At 61.6% G+C, this 15801-nt stretch carries 16 protein-coding genes; 5 read left to right on the top strand and 11 right to left on the bottom strand.

Annotated elements, in window-relative coordinates:
* Positions 1-177: 177 nt before the first annotated feature.
* The 5 genes from Q7W83_RS13645 to Q7W83_RS13665 all read right to left on the bottom strand — a co-directional run bounded on the left by Q7W83_RS13645 (position 178) and on the right by Q7W83_RS13665 (position 4528).
* Entirely contained in the window at positions 178-795 is a 618-nt protein-coding gene (locus Q7W83_RS13645) for a DNA-3-methyladenine glycosylase family protein (protein ID WP_150630537.1), read from the bottom strand.
* On the bottom strand, positions 792-1604 hold the full coding sequence (locus Q7W83_RS13650) for an isocitrate lyase/PEP mutase family protein (RefSeq protein WP_458377499.1): 813 nt from the start codon (positions 1602-1604) through the stop codon (positions 792-794). Before Q7W83_RS13650 ends, Q7W83_RS13645 begins: the two co-directional genes overlap by 4 nt.
* Before the next feature lie 33 nt (positions 1605-1637).
* Complete coding sequence (locus tag Q7W83_RS13655) at positions 1638-2720, bottom strand: bifunctional transcriptional activator/DNA repair enzyme AdaA (protein WP_473656194.1); 1083 nt, start codon at positions 2718-2720, stop codon at positions 1638-1640.
* A 199-nt stretch (positions 2721-2919) separates the two neighbouring features.
* Positions 2920-3540, bottom strand: a complete 621-nt coding sequence (locus Q7W83_RS13660; RefSeq protein WP_458761475.1) for a LysE family translocator — start codon at positions 3538-3540, stop codon at positions 2920-2922.
* A 91-nt stretch (positions 3541-3631) separates the two neighbouring features.
* The gene (locus Q7W83_RS13665; RefSeq protein ID WP_150639204.1) at positions 3632-4528 is read right to left on the bottom strand and encodes a DMT family transporter; all 897 of its coding nucleotides are present in this window, start codon (positions 4526-4528) and stop codon (positions 3632-3634) included.
* Positions 4529-4629: 101 nt separating this feature from the next.
* Between Q7W83_RS13665 and Q7W83_RS13670 the strand changes: the two genes are divergently transcribed.
* The gene (locus tag Q7W83_RS13670) at positions 4630-5961 is read left to right on the top strand and encodes an aminotransferase-like domain-containing protein (RefSeq protein ID WP_473656195.1); all 1332 of its coding nucleotides are present in this window, start codon (positions 4630-4632) and stop codon (positions 5959-5961) included.
* 85 nt (positions 5962-6046) lie between these two features.
* Positions 6047-6634, top strand: coding sequence for a LysE family translocator (locus Q7W83_RS13675; protein ID WP_150639202.1), 588 nt, complete (start codon positions 6047-6049; stop codon positions 6632-6634).
* An 8-nt stretch (positions 6635-6642) separates the two neighbouring features.
* On the opposite strand, the gene Q7W83_RS13680 is transcribed toward Q7W83_RS13675, so the two are convergent.
* From Q7W83_RS13680 to Q7W83_RS13700, 5 genes are all read right to left on the bottom strand, one after another.
* Positions 6643-7476, bottom strand: a complete 834-nt coding sequence (locus tag Q7W83_RS13680; RefSeq protein WP_150639201.1) for an AraC family transcriptional regulator — start codon at positions 7474-7476, stop codon at positions 6643-6645.
* 35 nt (positions 7477-7511) lie between these two features.
* Positions 7512-8015, bottom strand: coding sequence for a VOC family protein (locus Q7W83_RS13685; protein ID WP_150630545.1), 504 nt, complete (start codon positions 8013-8015; stop codon positions 7512-7514).
* Between the two features lie 93 nt (positions 8016-8108).
* Positions 8109-10595, bottom strand: coding sequence for a TonB-dependent siderophore receptor (locus Q7W83_RS13690; RefSeq protein WP_473656196.1), 2487 nt, complete (start codon positions 10593-10595; stop codon positions 8109-8111).
* Positions 10596-10698: 103 nt separating this feature from the next.
* Positions 10699-11682: a FecR domain-containing protein gene (locus Q7W83_RS13695; protein WP_473656197.1), complete on the bottom strand. Its 984-nt coding sequence runs from the start codon at positions 11680-11682 to the stop codon at positions 10699-10701.
* A gap of 4 nt (positions 11683-11686) precedes the next feature.
* Positions 11687-12211 carry a sigma-70 family RNA polymerase sigma factor gene (locus Q7W83_RS13700; protein WP_150630548.1) on the bottom strand — a complete coding sequence of 175 codons (525 nt, stop codon included), beginning with the start codon at positions 12209-12211 and terminating at the stop codon, positions 11687-11689.
* A 282-nt stretch (positions 12212-12493) separates the two neighbouring features.
* Here Q7W83_RS13700 and Q7W83_RS13705 point away from each other — a divergent pair, with 282 nt between their 5' ends.
* Positions 12494-12742, top strand: coding sequence for a transmembrane sensor/regulator PpyR (locus tag Q7W83_RS13705; protein WP_150639198.1), 249 nt, complete (start codon positions 12494-12496; stop codon positions 12740-12742).
* The gene (locus Q7W83_RS13710; protein WP_150630550.1) at positions 12742-13896 is read left to right on the top strand and encodes an NnrS family protein; all 1155 of its coding nucleotides are present in this window, start codon (positions 12742-12744) and stop codon (positions 13894-13896) included. Before Q7W83_RS13705 ends, Q7W83_RS13710 begins: the two co-directional genes overlap by 1 nt.
* On the opposite strand, the gene Q7W83_RS13715 is transcribed toward Q7W83_RS13710, so the two are convergent.
* Positions 13880-14803: a LysR family transcriptional regulator gene (locus tag Q7W83_RS13715; protein ID WP_150630551.1), complete on the bottom strand. Its 924-nt coding sequence runs from the start codon at positions 14801-14803 to the stop codon at positions 13880-13882. The genes Q7W83_RS13710 and Q7W83_RS13715 overlap by 17 nt on opposite strands.
* 113 nt (positions 14804-14916) lie before the next feature.
* Between Q7W83_RS13715 and Q7W83_RS13720 the strand changes: the two genes are divergently transcribed.
* Positions 14917-15762, top strand: coding sequence for an oxidoreductase (locus Q7W83_RS13720; RefSeq protein WP_150630552.1), 846 nt, complete (start codon positions 14917-14919; stop codon positions 15760-15762).
* Positions 15763-15801: the final 39 nt, after the last annotated feature.

Below are 15801 nucleotides of genomic sequence, written 5' to 3' on the forward strand. Positions count from 1 at the left end.
TTTCCTACAGGGCTTGTCGGCAGGGGGGGGCACAACTTGAGGTGCGAGTGCCGGTGGCTCTGGATGTGTGATGAATGGGCTGACGCCATCGCTAGCAGGCTAGCTCCCACAGTGGATCTCCAGCGTTCATGAGACCCCTGTGGGGGCTAGCCTGCTAGCGATGAACGATAACGCGGTCTACTTGTTGGGCACCCGCCATAAATACCAGGCAGCCACTGTCCGATAAGGGCTCCATCCCAATCCGATCTCCACCATCTGCTTGCGCGTGGGTTGCACTTCCAACCCCTTCAACCGCCGATACCCCTCGCGCACCCCGAAATCATCGGCCGGTAAAATATCCGGCCGCTCCAGGCTGTAGATCAGCAGCATCTCAACCGTCCAGCGGCCAACCCCGCGCAATGTGATCAACCGCTCGATCAACGCTTCATCGTCCATCGCCAGGGCCGTCGGATAATCCGGCACCACACCGTCCAGCGCCGCCTGAGCGATGCCCTGAATGGTCGCAATCTTGCTCGCGGAAAAACCACACCCGCGCAGTTGATCAAACCCGGTCGCCAGAATCTGTTCAGGACGCGGAAACGCCGCCGAAGGAAACACCGCCAGCAGCCGACCGATAATCGCATCCCCGGCTTTGGCGTGCAGTTGCTGATAGGCAATCGCCCGCACCAGCGACTCATACGGATCACGCGCCGCATGCGGCTGGTGCAGGCAGGGGCCGATGGCTGCGATGTGGCGCGCCCAGTCGTCGTCAATGGACGCGAGAAACGCCGTCGCTGGCAAGTAAGGATCGGTCAAGCGTTCACCACAGGCTTGAGCAGTGCGTTCAATTCCCCATAGGTGAACGCCTTGAGTTGGCTGCTATCGAGTTTGCCGGTTTCCAGAAAACTTTTGGCCAGGCCCGCCATCGCACCGTAAAGAAACTCGGCGATACCGGAACCGGCGCTCAACCGGCGAACGCCCAGCGCTTTCAACGCTTCAGGTGACGGCAACCCCGGCAGCCCCAGTACATTCAGCGGCAGCGGGGTACCACGGCACAGCGCAGCGATCTCGTACTCCGCGGAAACGCCGGCCGTGAACAGCCCGTCAGCACCCGCCGCCTGATACAGCGCCGCGCGTTTGAGCGTTTCCGCGACGCGGTCTTCGGCCGGCACCAGGCTCTTGAGGTACACATCGGTGCGGGCGTTGATGAACAGCTTCACCTCGCGGCGCTCGGCAACCTGACGGGCGATTTCGATCTTGCGGGCCAGCAGCTCGGGCGGGGATGCACCGTCTTCGATATTGATCCCGACGGCACCGGCAGCGATCACCGCATCAATCACCTCGGCAACCCGCGTCAGGTCATCGGAATAGCCGGCCTCGATGTCCACGGTCAACGGCAGGGAAATCACGCGGGCGATGGATTCGATGGTCGAGACCAGGCGTTCGAGGGGCAGGGTATTGCCGTCCGGGTAACCGTGAGACCAGGCAACTGCCGCACTGCTGGTGGCCACGGCTTTGCAGCCCAGTTGCTCGACGATGCGCGCCCCGGCGGCATCGGCGACGTTGGTGAGAATCAGCAGACCGTCCTGATGCAGCCTGTGGAATTGCTGGTCGAGCGTGTTCATCGAATTTCCTTCCTTATGAAAACCAGCCATGAGTCAGAACGCGAGTTGTCGCGTGACCTGCACCGCAGCGTTTTCCAGTCTGAGCAGAAACGCCTTGCGCGGTTGTCCTCCACCATAGCCCGTCAAGGAGCCGTCCGCACCGATCACCCGGTGGCAGGGCAAGACAATCGAAATCCGGTTGTGCCCGTTGGCCAGGCCCACGGCGCGGCTGGCACCGGGTTTGCCCAACCGCGCGGCGATGGTGCCGTAGGTGCTGGTCTGGCCGTAGGGGATTTTCGCCAGTTCGGCCCAGACCTGCCGGGAAAATTCGGTGCCGGGCAAGTGCAGCGGCACCTTGAATTCGGTCAGCTTGCCGGCGAAATACAGGGCCAGCTCTGTATCGATCTGCTGTAAGTGAACGTTGTGCCCGGGCGCGACCGCATAGCCATGACGGTTCTGCAACGCTTCGACTTCCCGGGTCAGCGCCGGCCGGTCGAGAAACTCCAGCAGCACCAGCCCGCGCCGTTCGGCCATGGCGATCATCGGCCCCAACGGCGTGGTCAGGCGCGTGAACAGCAAGGGCTCGCTATTGGCCGCACGACCGGGGGTGATGTGAAAGGATTTCTGGAAGGCATCGCGAAACCCGCTCAGGGACTCGTAACCGGAATCGAACGCTGCGCTGTCGATGGAATCGCCCTGTTTGATCCCGCCCAGCGCCATGCCGAGGCGTCGGGTGCGCAACCAGGCATGGAAGGTCATGCCAAAATGTTGCTTGAACCAGCGTCGCAGTTTCAGCGGCTCGATGCCTTCGGCCAGCAACTGGGCATCGGTCCAGCGCAGCTCGGAATCGGCGTCCACCGACTGGAGCAGCTTCTGTACCCAGTCCGGCGCGATGGCGGCCGCGTCCAGCGGTTTGCAACGCAGGCAGGCGCGGTAGCCGGCGGACAGGCAGTCATCGGCATGGGCGAAGAACTCGACGTTCTCCGGTTTCGGTTTGCGCGCCGTGCAACTGGGGCGGCAGAAGATGCCGGTGGTTTTGACCGCAGTAAAAAACACCCCCTCGTAGGTGGTGTCTCGTTCGAGCATGGCGCGAACCATCTCGGCGTGGGGCGGAAGCATCGCGTTTTGTAGGTTCATGGTTCGAGCATAAGGCGCGTTGGCCGGGGGCTCCACCGGAAAATCGACAGTGAATTTTTGATGCCTGTCATCACTGGTTAGGCCACTGTTGGAGCGAGCTTGCTCGCGATGGTCTTAAGGATAACGCGTGTTTTCTGGCTACACGCGGTCCTCCTGAATTCATCGCGAGCAAGCTCGCTCCTTCAGTAAGTGAAGGTGTTCAGGCCCGACGCGCCATCAACAGCACCGAAGCCGCCGCCGACAACAACCCCGCGCAGCAGCGGTTGAAAATCCGCTGTCCCCGAGGCTTCGCAAACCAGCGGCGCATGTGCAGGCCCATGTAGGCGTAGGCGCCAATGGCAATCCATTCCAGCGCCAGGAACAGCGCACCCAACACTGCGAATTGCGGTGTCACGGCCTGGTTCGGGTCGACAAACTGGGGCAGGAATGCAGTGAAAATCAGGATCGCCTTCGGGTTGCCGGCTGCCACCAGGAATTCTTGCCGCGCCAATGTCAGCGTTCCCGCCGGCACGCCGTTCACAGCGTTTTCAACCCCCGGATCCGCGCGCCACAATTGCCAGGCGAGGTAAAACAGGTATGCCGCGCCGACAATCTTGATCCCGTAGAACAACAACTCCGAGGTTTGCAACACGACCGCCAAACCCGCCGAGGCAAGGGCGATCATCCCGGCGAATGCCAGCAGCCGACCGACCCCGGCGACACACGCCGTACGATAGCCGTAGCGTGTCGAATTGCTGACTGACAGCAGGTTATTCGGACCCGGTGCCATGTTCAGGGCGAAGCAGGCCGGGAGGAAAAGGGCGAGGGTGGCGAGGTCCATGATCGGCTCCAGAAGCGAGAGCGATATTTTTATCACAGGTGCCGCGTGGGTCGACTCATACAGTGGCGGGTGGCACGCACCGTACAATCGATTATTTCGCGAACTTCTTCGCCCCCGCCACGCACAAAATCACCGCAACAGTCACCGCCAGCATGCCAATGCTGACCTGCTCATGAAGCAACGTCGCCGCCAGCGCCAAGCCAAAAAACGGCTGCAGCAACTGCAACTGTCCCACGGCCGCAATCCCGCCCTGCGCCAGCCCCCGATACCAGAAAACAAAACCGATCAGCATGCTGAACAGCGACACGTATCCCAGGCTGAACCAGGCCGGTGTGCTGATCCCCGAGAACGATGCGGGTGCGAGCCACCACGTCAACAGCGCCATAACCGGCAGCGACAGCACCAATGCCCAGCAAATCACCTGCCAGCCACCCAGTGTCCGGGACAGTTTCGCCCCTTCGGCATAACCGAGGCCGCAGGCTAGGATCGCCGCCAGCATCAGGAGGTCGCCTTCAGGTGAGGCGGTCAGGCCTTGGGAGGCGGCGAATCCCACCACCAGCAGGCTGCCCAGGACCGAGAAAAACCAGAACACTGGTCGCGGCCGCTCACCACCACGGATCACACCGAACACGGCGGTGGCGAGGGGCAGCAGGCCAACGAAGACGATGGAGTGTGCCGACGTCACGTATTGCAGCGCCAGCGCCGTCAACAGAGGGAAACCGACTACCACGCCCATGGCCACGATGAACAACGGCAACAGCTGGTTCCTTGCAGGACGCTTCTCCTTGAACAGCCACAGCATGCACAGCGCCAGAATGCCGGCGATGGTTGCCCGTGCGACGGTCAGGAAAACCGGGTCGAACTCCAGCACCGCCAAGCGCGTGGCCGGTAGCGAGCCGCTGAAGATCAGTACGCCGATCAATCCGTTGATCCACCCGTTGGTGGTCTTTTCCTGGGGCTGGCTGTGCAGGTTCGATACGCGTTCCATTGAGGTCACACTCGATGATTGTTTTCTTGGCGGGTTGCCTTGAGCGCATCGTATGGCCGACTATAAAGACAATCAAAAAATTGTCATGGATACATCGCCCTATGCCTCGTTTGCGCTACAAGTCGCTGGTCGACACCTTTGCCGCAGACATCCGTTCAGGACATTTGTTGCCCGGTACGCGCTTGCCAACCCATCGCAAGCTCGCCGCTGAGCACGGGTTGGCGCTCGTGACCGCCAGCCGAGTTTATGCAGAGCTTGAGGCGATGGGCCTGGTCAGTGGTGAAACCGGCCGGGGCACGTTCGTCAGAGAGACATCGCTTCCCCCCGGCCAAGGCGTCAGCCAGCACGTGGTTGCCGTGGGTATGGCCGATCTCAACTTCAACTACCCGTCATTACCCGGTCAGGCGGATCTGTTGCGAACGGCCTTGCGTCAACTCGCGTTGTCCGGCGACCTGGAAGCTCATTTGCGCTATCAGCCCCATGCCGGGCGCCTGCATGAGCGCGCATCGATTGCGAACCATCTGGTCTCACGCGGGTTGAGCGTCCAGGCCGAGCAGGTATTGATCGTCAGCGGTGCCCAGCATGGATTGGCGGTGACGATGATGGCGTTGCTCAAACCAGGCGATGTGATCGCGGCGGATGCGTTGACCTACACCGGTTTCAAGGTGCTGGCCGAATCGCTGCACCTGGAAATCGTGCCCATTCCCGCCACGGAGACCGGGCCTGACCTTGAGGCGTTCGAAGCGCTTTGCCGGCGCCGGTCGGTGCGGGCCGTCTACAGCATGCCCACGCTGCATAACCCGCTGGGTTGGGTCATGGATGCACAGTGGCGAGATCAGTTCGTGTCGATTGCACGTCAGCATGACCTGTTGATCATTGAAGACGCTGCGTACGCCTTTCTGGTCGAAGACGCCCCGGCGCCCTTGGCCGAATTGGCGCCGGAACGAACCGTCTACGTGTCGGGGTTCTCCAAGAATGTCGCCACGGGACTACGCGTGGGCTTCATCGCTGCGCCGGCCGAGAAAGTGCCTGCGCTTGAGCGCGCAATCAGGGCCACCACCTGGAACACTCCCGGCGTGATGACAGCGATTGCCTGCGCATGGCTCGACGATGGAACCGTGAGCCAACTGGAAGCGCAAAAGCGTGCGGACGCACAGGCCCGGCAAGCCATGGCCGCCGATCTACTGAAAGGACTGCGCTGCATGACTCATCCGAATTCGTACTTTCTGTGGTTGCCACTGACGGAAGACGCCCGAGCGGACCAGATCGCGGTCGAGCTGATGCACGAGCAAGTCGCGGTTTCCACTGCCGAACCTTTTGCAACCTCGGTCCATGTACCGCATGCGATCCGGTTGGCGCTGGGGTCGGTGGACATGGATTCGCTTCGATCAGCGCTGATCAAAGTGAAGCGGGTGGTCGGCGCTTATTCCTAGAACGGGTGGGCAGTTTTCTTCAATACGCGGACCAGCCCGCGCCTTACCTTGAGGCCTGGTTCAACTGAATTGAAGAAGGTATGCAATGAGTCTGATTATTTCTATGGCCGCGTTTGCCCTGGTGGCCTCGATTACACCGGGACCGGTGAACATTGTTGCGCTGAGTTCCGGCGCGCAGTTCGGTTTTCGCGCCAGTCAGCGCCACGTGGCCGGCGCAACACTGGGCTTTGTGTTGCTACTGGTATTGATGGGGTTGGGGCTGCATGAAGTGTTGCAGACATGGCCGGCGCTGACGCGGGTGGTGCAACTGGCCGGCGTGGCGTTTCTGTTGTTCATGGCGTGGAAACTGGCAGCGGACAACGGGCAACTCGACGCGAAGGAGTCGGGGCGGGCGCCGTCGATGCTGTATGGCGCCGTCATGCAATGGCTCAACCCCAAAGCCTGGCTGGCCTGTGTGGCCGGCATGGGCGCGTTCGTCGCAGACGGCGAGGCGCGGCTGGTCTGGCAGTTTGCCGCGGTGTATCTGGTGATCTGCTACCTGTCCGTCGGCTGCTGGGCGTACGCCGGGACTTTTTTGCGCGGCTATCTGAACAACCCGGCGGGGATGCGCTTGTTCAACCGGATCATGGCGTTGTTGCTGGCGATGAGCGCGATGTATCTGTTACTGCCTTGATCGAACATTCAGCCGCGATACTGCCCCGGTGTTGCCGCCAGATGCTGTTTGAACGCCCGCTGAAAATGCGCCTGATCGGCAAACCCTGCTTCCAGCGCCACGTCGGCGATCAGCTTGCCGCTGCGCAGGCGATCCTGAGCAAACTGGATGCGTCGATTGACCAGGAAGGCGTGGGGCGTCATGCCGTAATGCTGTTTAAAGGCGCGGATCAGATAGGACGGTGACAGTTGCGCGGCGTCGCAAATGTCTTCGAGTTTGAGCAGTTGCGTGCAGTTGTCGCGGATGTAGTCAGCGGCGCGCTCCAGTTTGAAATTGGGCTCGCGCAGGGGCTGATCGCCGGGGTTGAGTCGTTGCTGCACTTCAGTGAAGAACTCGACCGCCGCGCTGTGTTTGCTCAGTACGTCCTGCTCGCTGTCGACCAGTATTTCGTACAACGCCTTCAGGCCGACAAACAGGCTGGCGTCAGACGTATGGGTGATGGAAAACCGCCGAAACGCCAAGTCGCTGCTGAACCCCAGTTGATGCTGCAAGTCGGTGAGCCACGGCGTCGCGACGTACAGCATCAGGTACGACCAGGGCTGGTCATCGATCGGATTGCAGGCGTGGACGTCGCCAGGGTTCATCAGCACCACGGTGCCGGCGCTGACCTGAAATTCCGATTGCTCATGGATATAAGTGCTGCGTCCGGCGGTGATCGAGCCGATAGAAAAGTGCTCGTGGGCATGCCGGGTGTAACAGACCTGGCGCCCGTCGGCGATGGAGCGGGCCTCAATGAAGGGCAGGGCGTCGTCGCGCCAGAAGCGTGGGGCCTTGTCGGCGTCTTTGCCAGCGGTGGGCTTCATCGTCGGTGTCCTCGGCAGGTCAGCCCCGGAGTGTATTAGCTCTCGCCGTCAAAGGCTCGTTGCAGTGCAGCAATGTCGAGTTTTTTCATTTGTAGCATCGCCTCCATGGCGCGCTGGGATTTTGCCGTGTCGGGGTCTTTCATCATGTCCATCAGGACGATCGGCACGATCTGCCACGACAGGCCGAACTTGTCCTTGAGCCAGCCGCATTGCTGGGCCTGAGGGACGCCCCCGGCGCTCAGGGCATCCCAGAAGTGATCGACTTCCTCCTGGGTCTGGCAATTGACCTGGAACGAGATCGCCTCGCCGAACTTGAACACCGGACCGCCGTTGAGGCCGGTGAAGCTTTGGCCGTCGAGCTCGAAGCTGACCGTCATGACCGAGCCTTCGGGGCGGCCATGGAATTCGAAGCCGGCGTGGCCGTAGTAGGTCGTGGCGGTGATTTTTGAATGATCGAACACCGAGCAGTAAAACTTCGCGGCTTCCTCCGCCTGATCGTCGAACCACAGGCAGGGCGTGAGTTTCTGAACGCGTTGCATGGCGGTAATCCTCTCCACGGGTCACTCGTGCTGAACGTTCAGCGTAGTCAGCCCGCAGTGGTCCGGAAGTACCGTAGATCGACAACTTGCCGATCAGAAATCCCAGCGGGTAGTCAGTTGCACATTGCGAGGTTCGCCGTAGAACCCGGTGCCAAAGTTGCCGAGCCCGGTGTAATAGGTCTGGTCGAACAGGTTCTTCACGTTCAGCGTGGTGCTCAGGTGATCGTTGAAGCGGTAGCGCGCCATGACGTCCACGAGGGCATAGCTTTGCTGGGAGATCTTCGAAGGCTGGCCGAAGTTGACCGGGTCATTGGGGTTGGGCTGGAACACATGGCCGAAGAACTCGCTCTGCCAGTTCACGCCGCCGCCGACGGTGAGTTTTTCCAACGACCCTGACAGCCGGTAGGTGCTGAACACCCGAACTACCTGTTCCGGCGCGGTGGTTTGCAGGATCGAGCCGTAGACGTAATCGCCCTTGGCATCGCGGGTGTGGCTGTAGCTGTAGCCGGCCGACAGATTCCAGCCTTCCATCACTTCACCAGCCACTTCGACTTCAAAACCTTTGGTCGTGGCGCCTTGCACCGGGCGGTACACCGACTCGGTATCGACGCCGCTGACGTACTTGGCAACGTTGTCCTGCTCGATACGGAACACCGCGAAACTGGCGTTCAGGCGCCCGTCAAGGAATTCGGCCTTGAGCCCGGCCTCGTAGCTGTCGCCGTGCACCGGGTCGAGCAGTTTGCGCTCGGCGTCCTTGCTCATCTGCGGCTGATAGATGCTGGTGTAGCTGGTGTACACCGACCAGGTGTCGTCGAGGTCGTAGATCAGCCCGGCATACGGGGTGACCACGCCGGTCTGGCGGTAGCTGTCGTGCACATCCCGGGTGTTCGGGTCGATGTAGTCCAGCTCATCGTTGGCGGTGAACTGACTGACCCGGGCGCCGAGAATCACCGCCAGGTCGTCGGTTGGCCTGAGTCGGGTGGCCAGGTAGGCACCGGTCTGACGCTGGACGATGTCGTTGTCGCCGACCCTGGCAATGTCCGGCTTCGCGAACTCGCCGCGCCAGTCGAAGATGCTGCCGCCCAAGGGCGGGTAAGTCGAACCGTGCACCGGAATGTCCTGACGGGTGTGCATCGTCACGAAACCGGCGATCAACTCATGCTCGCGGCCCGCCAGGCTGAACGGGCCGGTGAAGTTGACGTCGAGGTTGTCCTGCAACTGATCGCCCTTGAACCGGCCCATGTACATAAACATGCCGTTGCCGGTGAGCGGGTCCGGATGGCCGCCGCTGGCCGAGGCGAGGAAGGTGTCGTGTTGTCGATGCTTGCGGTCGTAGCTGACCTTTAACGTCCAGTCATTCGCCAGTTGCTGTTCCACCGAGGCGAAAATCGTCTGGTTGGTGAAGTCGCGCCGGCTCCAGTCGGTGGCCGGGTTGAACGAACGGGAAAAGTGCGTCCGCGAGCCGTCGCTGTTGTACATCGGGAAACCGGTCCAACTGGCGCCACGGGAGCGGGTATTTTGCTGGTCGATACCGAAGGTCACGAGGGTGCCCGGCGTCAGGTCGGCCTCGAGGATGCCGTACGCGATGTCGCGGGTGTTGCGGTAGTTGTCCAGGTAGGCGCTGCGATCTTGATACGCACCGACGAAACGCCCGCGCACGTGGCCGCTCTCGGTCAGCGGGCCAGCCATATCACCGGTACTGCGATAGTTGTCCCAGGAGCCGACGGCGCCGGTGATCGAGGCCTTGAATGTTTTGGTCGGGCGCTTGCGGACCAGGTTGACGGTGGCCGATGGGTCGCCCGAGCCGGTCATCAGACCGGTGGCGCCCTTGATGATTTCGACGCGATCGAAGGTCGCCATGTCGGTGCTGGTGGTGCCGTAATCGTAGACGCCGTCGTAGTCGGTGTTGACGCCGTCGTACTGGAAATTGGTGATCGGCAAGCCACGGCTGGAGAACTCCCAACGCTCGCTGTCGTAGTTCTGCACGCTGACGCCAGGCACACGGCGCAGGGCGTCGGCGATGCTGGTGGAGCCCTGATCGTCGAGTTGCTGCCGGGTGATGATCGACACCGATTGCGGTGTTTCACGCAAGGACAGCGGCAGCCCGGTCGCTGAAGACGTCGATCCAAGGGTGTAGGCGTGGCTGTCTTCGGTGATGGCGCCGGGCACTTGGCCGGAAACGTTGGTGGTGCCCAGTTCCAGCGGCCGATCCGCCGTGGGGGCGACCTGCAGGACATAGCCGCGGTCACCCTGAGGCTGGGCTTGCAAGTCACTGCCTTGCAGCAAACGCTGCAAGGCCTGTTGCACGGTGAATTCGCCCTCAAGCCCCGGGCTGTGTTTATCCCTCGCCAGTTCGTTGCGGCCGGCGAGGAATATCCCCGCCTGTTCGGCAAAACGGTTGAGTGCACTGACCAACGAGCCGGCAGCGATCACGTAATAGCGCTTCTGGCTGCCTGACTGTTCATTGGCGTCGGCGGTTTCGGCGTGGGCGAAGGTCGGGGCAAGACTCAGCAACGCGATCGGAAGGACCAGTGCCAACGGGCGCAAGGCAAAACGCGTGCGAGCGAAGGAGTCGCGCAAAAGGCTGTTCCCTGGAATCAGATCGATCGGCAATTGAAGGGCTTCACAGGGTTAACCGAACGAAAAACCAAAAAGGGAACTGTGGCGTTGAAATGTTTTGGGTTCACGCTTTTGGCGCGACGTTGACCCACCAGTCCATGGTTTTTTCGACACGTATCGGTAACGCCGCTTCCAGCAGGCGCAAGGCTTGATCGGTGTCCTTGAGCGGAAACGAGCCCATCACCGGCAAACCGGCGATGGCCGGGTCGCACGCCAGATGCCCCGGACGGTAGCGGCTCAGTTCTTCGATCAACTGCCCCAGTGGCAGGTTGTCCGCCAGTAACAGACCGCGGCGCCAGGCTTCGCGGCCCGCCGCTGCTTCGGTGGAGGGCGGTGTGTGGTTTTGCGTGAACGCCAGTTGTCGTCCGGCCTCGACCACCTGCACCTGGCCTGCCGTCGTTCGAACTTCGACCGCGCCCTCGTAGACGTTCAGCAATGTCCGCTGTTGTTCCTGGCGCACGCTGAAACGAGTGCCGAGCGCGCGCATCCGGCCTTCGGCGGTCTGTACCAGAAACGCTCGGCGGCTGTCCTTGGCGGTATCGATCAACACTTCCCCGGCACTCAATAGCAGCAGGCGCTGCGTGGTGTCGAAACGCACATTCAGCGCGCTGAGGGCGTTAAGCCAGAGGCGGCTGCCGTCGCTGAGGAGGCTTTCCCGGGTTTCGCCGGTGCCCGTAGAAAGATCGGCGGTCCATCGGCCCAGAGCGTCCGGCAGCGAGGTTTCCCGCCAGGCGCTCCAGCCCAGTAGCCCGCCCGACGCGAGGATGAGCAGGCTCTTGACGGTCTGCCGGCGGCTGATCGGCGAGCGCGCGGTATTGCGCAGAACAAGACCGGCGGCCTGCGGGTGATCAGCCTGCAGCGCGGTGAAGCGCTGGCCAACGCGCTCGACATAGCGCCAGGCCGCCTGATGATCACCACTTTGCGCCAGCCAGGCTTGCCAGCGCTGACGTTCCTGTTCGCCGACGTGCTGATCGTTGAGTTGCACATACCATTGCGCCGCCTGTTCCAGGCTGGCATGGCTGATCGCGTTGGAAGAAAGGGAGGGCATGGCGTTACTCGATCAACAGGCCATCGAGTTCGGCCTCAAGTATCGCGCAGTGCATCAGTGCCTGCGCCAGGTACTTTTTCACCATGCGCTCGCACACGCCGATTTCTTCCGCGATGGCGCGGTAGGGCAGGCCGTGCAGCTGGGCGAGGATGAAGGCATCGCGCACGCGCTTGGGCAGACGCAGCAGCATGGCGTCCACTTCGTACAAGGTTTCGACGATGATTGCCCGTTGCTCAGGCGACGGCTGAACCGCCTGCGGGCGTGCAGCCAGCGTCTCAAGCCACGCCTGTTCCAGCTGCCGACGCCGCCAGTGATCGATGCACAAGCCCCGGGCAATGGTGGCCAGGTAGGAGCGCTCGCGGCTTTCGCAATCGAACACCTGGGGGCGCTTGAGCACGCGGATAAAGGTGTCATGGGCCAGGTCGGCGGCATCGAACGCATTGCTCAAGCGACGGCGCAGCAGCTCATGCAGCCAGCGGTGATGAGTGACGTAGAGGTTCTGAACGCTGGAAGAATCGGCGACCATCATCGTGAACAGATATCCATGGGCGACCGGCGCCGTGGTTGCAAATAAGAATTGGTCGCGATTAAAACAAAAGGTTCTGCTGTGTGCAAATGATATTGGTTTGCTTTTAGATGGTGTGAGTTTTCGTGCAGTCAATATGACGTCTTTAGGTGTCATATTGACTATTATTCGTTTGGGTCAAATTGACTGCATACGCTCTAACCCACTGATTTACAGGTGTGATGAACCTGGCACGAAACCTGAAGTAACTAACGTACAACTGGTTCGATTCGGGAGTACGGAAAAATGTTCGCTTACTTCAGCAATCCTCAGAACGTCCTGCAGCTGTCGAGCAAAGTCCTGGGCGCGGGCCTGGCGCTGCTACTGGCGGGGATCTACGGCGCTTATCTTTACGCCGGACATTTGCCGATCGTGGTGCTGGTCTCGATGCATTCCATGACCATCATCGGCCCGACCCTGATCAAGATCGGCTACGTCATGCGCCTGCTGGCCCAGCATCGGTTGGGCAGTCGTCTGGTCAGGGCGGTGGCCTGATGCGACAGTTCGCTGCCGCACCGCTGTTCAGCCTTGGCTTTCGCCCGTTTTTCCTGGCCGGCGCCGGGTTTGCAACCATCGCCGTGGCGATCTGGGCCGTGTGGTTGTACGGACGCTTGCCGGATGCGCAACCGGTCGGCGGCATGCTGAGCTGGCATCGGCATGAGATGCCGTTCGGGTTCGCAGCGGCGATCATCGCCGGGTTCCTGCTCACGGCGGTGCCGAACTGGACCGGGCGTGCGGGGCTCAACGGTTGGCCTTTGATCGGTCTGCTGCTGGTATGGCTGTTGGCGCGACTGGCGTGGCTGATGCCCATTCCCGGGGTTGCGTTGATTGCGCTGCAACTACCTTTTCTGCCGTTGCTGGCATGGGTGCTGGGTCGGGACCTGGTGGCTGCCGGCAAACGCGACAACTATCCGATTCTGCTGGTCGTCGCGCTGTTGGCCGCGACTCAGGCCATGACGCTGTGGGGGATTTCGACCGATGACGTCGGCCTGCAACGGCGCGGTGTACTCGCGGCCGTGTGGTTGATCGGCGCGTTGATGAGTGTGATTGGCGGGCGCGTGATTCCGTTCTTTATTCAACGCGGTTTGAATCGTCCTGCGGCCAGCCCTGTGCATCCGCTGCAAACCAGAGTGTTGCTGGCGGGCAGTTTGCTGGCCGCCGTTTCCTTTGCCGGTGGTTTGAACGACATCCCACGAGGGTGGCTCGCGGCCCTGTTTTTATTGCTCGGCGGGTTGCACCTGCTGCGCCTGTGGCGTTGGCATGACCGGGGGATCTGGCGGGTGCCGCTGCTGTGGTCGTTGTATTTGGCGTATGCGTGGCTGGCGATTGCCGCGCTGGCCATGGCGCTATGGCACGCGGGTGCAATGCCGCAACAAAGTCTGGCCACGCATTCTCTGGCTGTCGGCGGGATCGGTGGCTTGATCCTGGCGATGATTGCCCGGGTCAGCCTCGGTCATACCGGGCGGTTGTTGCAGCCGTCGAAAACGATTGTGGTCGGGTTTGTCCTGCTGTTGATCGCCGGCCTGTGCCGGGTGTTTCTGGTGCCGTTCTCCGGGGGCGCACTGGCGCTGTCCGCCCTGTTCTGGTGTGCCGCGTTCGGACTGTTCCTGGTGCGCTACACCGACGTATTGCTCAAACCGAGGGTTTAAGGCCTCCCTGTTCGGCGATCCACCGCGTTGCCAGATCGATAAAGGCGCGCAGCTTCGGTTGAGTCTGGGTTCGACTGGGAAAATACAGGTACAGCGCCGAACTGAGCGGCACGAACGGCTGCAGCACTCGCTCCAGTCGGCCGTCCGCCAACTCGTCGGCAATCTCCAGGTCACAGGCATACGCCAGGCCCGAACCGCTGCGGGCGGCGGCCACCAGCAACCTTCGATCATTGACGATCACGCCGCCCGCGACGCCCACCGTAAAGTCGCGCCCCTCGCGGCGAAATTCCCAGCGATGCGCGCTCCCCGAGGTCGAGAAACGAAAGCCGATGCATTGATGACGGGTCAAGTCTTCAGGGCTGGCCGGTTTGCCGGCCTTGGCGAAGTACTCCGGCGCACCCACCACCGACCATTGCAGGTCGGGCGTGAGGCGCACCGCGATCATGTCTTTTTCGATCGACTCGCCCAGCCGGATCCCGGCATCGAAGCCGCCGGCCATCAGGTCCACCGTGGCGTCATCGAGGGAAATGTCGAGAGTGACTTGCGGATAGGCCTCGCGAAACAACGGAATCAGCGGCTCGATCAACAAGGCGCCGGACAGCCGCGGCGCGGTGAGGCGCAGCGTCCCCATGGGCTGATCGCGAAACCCGCTGAGCCCCGTCAGCGCCTCATCGATTTCACTGGCCGCTGGCCGCAACCGCGCAAACAGGCTGGCCCCGGCTTCGGTCAACGCCACCCGGCGCGTGGTGCGCTGGAACAGCAACACGCCCGTGCGGCGCTCGAGCAATTTGATCGCATGGCTGACAGCGGTGGGGGTCACTGCCAAGCGTGTTGCGGCCAGGGTGAAACTCTTGTGCTCGGCCACCGCCAGAAACTCGGTCAAGCCATCGAAAGGATCGTGATTCATCGGGGCGCCATTATGAAAGAGCGTTTCATAGTGCTTGTAACACGAGGGCATTTTTACGGGCAATCATCCTGCGTACCTTGTGCCTACCCCCACTGCAAACAAGGAATACGCTCATGACCACGTCCAACACCTTCAAACGTATCTGGCTCATCACGGGCGCTTCTCGCGGTATCGGCGCAAAAATCGCCGCCGCTGCACTGGCCCACGGTGACGCCGTGGTTGCCACCGCCCGGGATGCCAGCAGCATCACTCAGCGTTTTGGCGATCAAGCCGGTTTGCTGGCCGTCACCCTCGACGTCACCGACGAAGCACAGGGCATTGCGGTCGCCAAGGCTGCCATCGAGCACTTCGGACGCATCGACGTGCTGGTCAACAACGCCGGTTACGGTCTGTTGGGCGCGGTGGAAGAAGCCAGTGCCGATGAAGTGCGGCGCCTGTACGAAACCAATGTCTTCGGCTTGTTGAACGTCACGCGTGCCGTCCTGCCGCACATGCGCGCCGCTCGCAGCGGGCATGTGATCAACCTGTCGTCGGTGGGTGGTTACAGGTCGGGGGCGGGTTTCGGCGTTTACTGCTCGACCAAGTTCGCCGTCGAAGGCTTGAGTGAAGCGCTGCATGCCGAATTGGAGCCGCAGGGCATCAAAGTCACCGTCGTTGAGCCCGGCTACTTCCGCACGGAGTTCCTTGAAGGCAATTCGCTGGTGGAGTCGCCTTCGTCGATTGCCGACTACGACAGCACTGCCGGTGAAGTGCGCAAGATCGCCAAAGCCGTGACCCTGAATCAGCCCGGTGATCCGGACAAACTGGCCCAGGTCATGATCACCCTGGTCGAAGCGGAAAAAGCACCGCTGCGCCTGCCGCTGGGCAGTGACTGCGTCGCGGCGATCGAAGGCAAAAACGCGTTTGTCGCCAGCGAATTGCAGATGTGGCGTGAGGTGTCAGTGTCAACCGACTTCTAAATGCTTGATGCCACTGCAGGAGCGAGCTTGCTCACGATG

The sequence above is a fragment of the Pseudomonas sp. 300 genome (genome assembly GCF_055803035.1).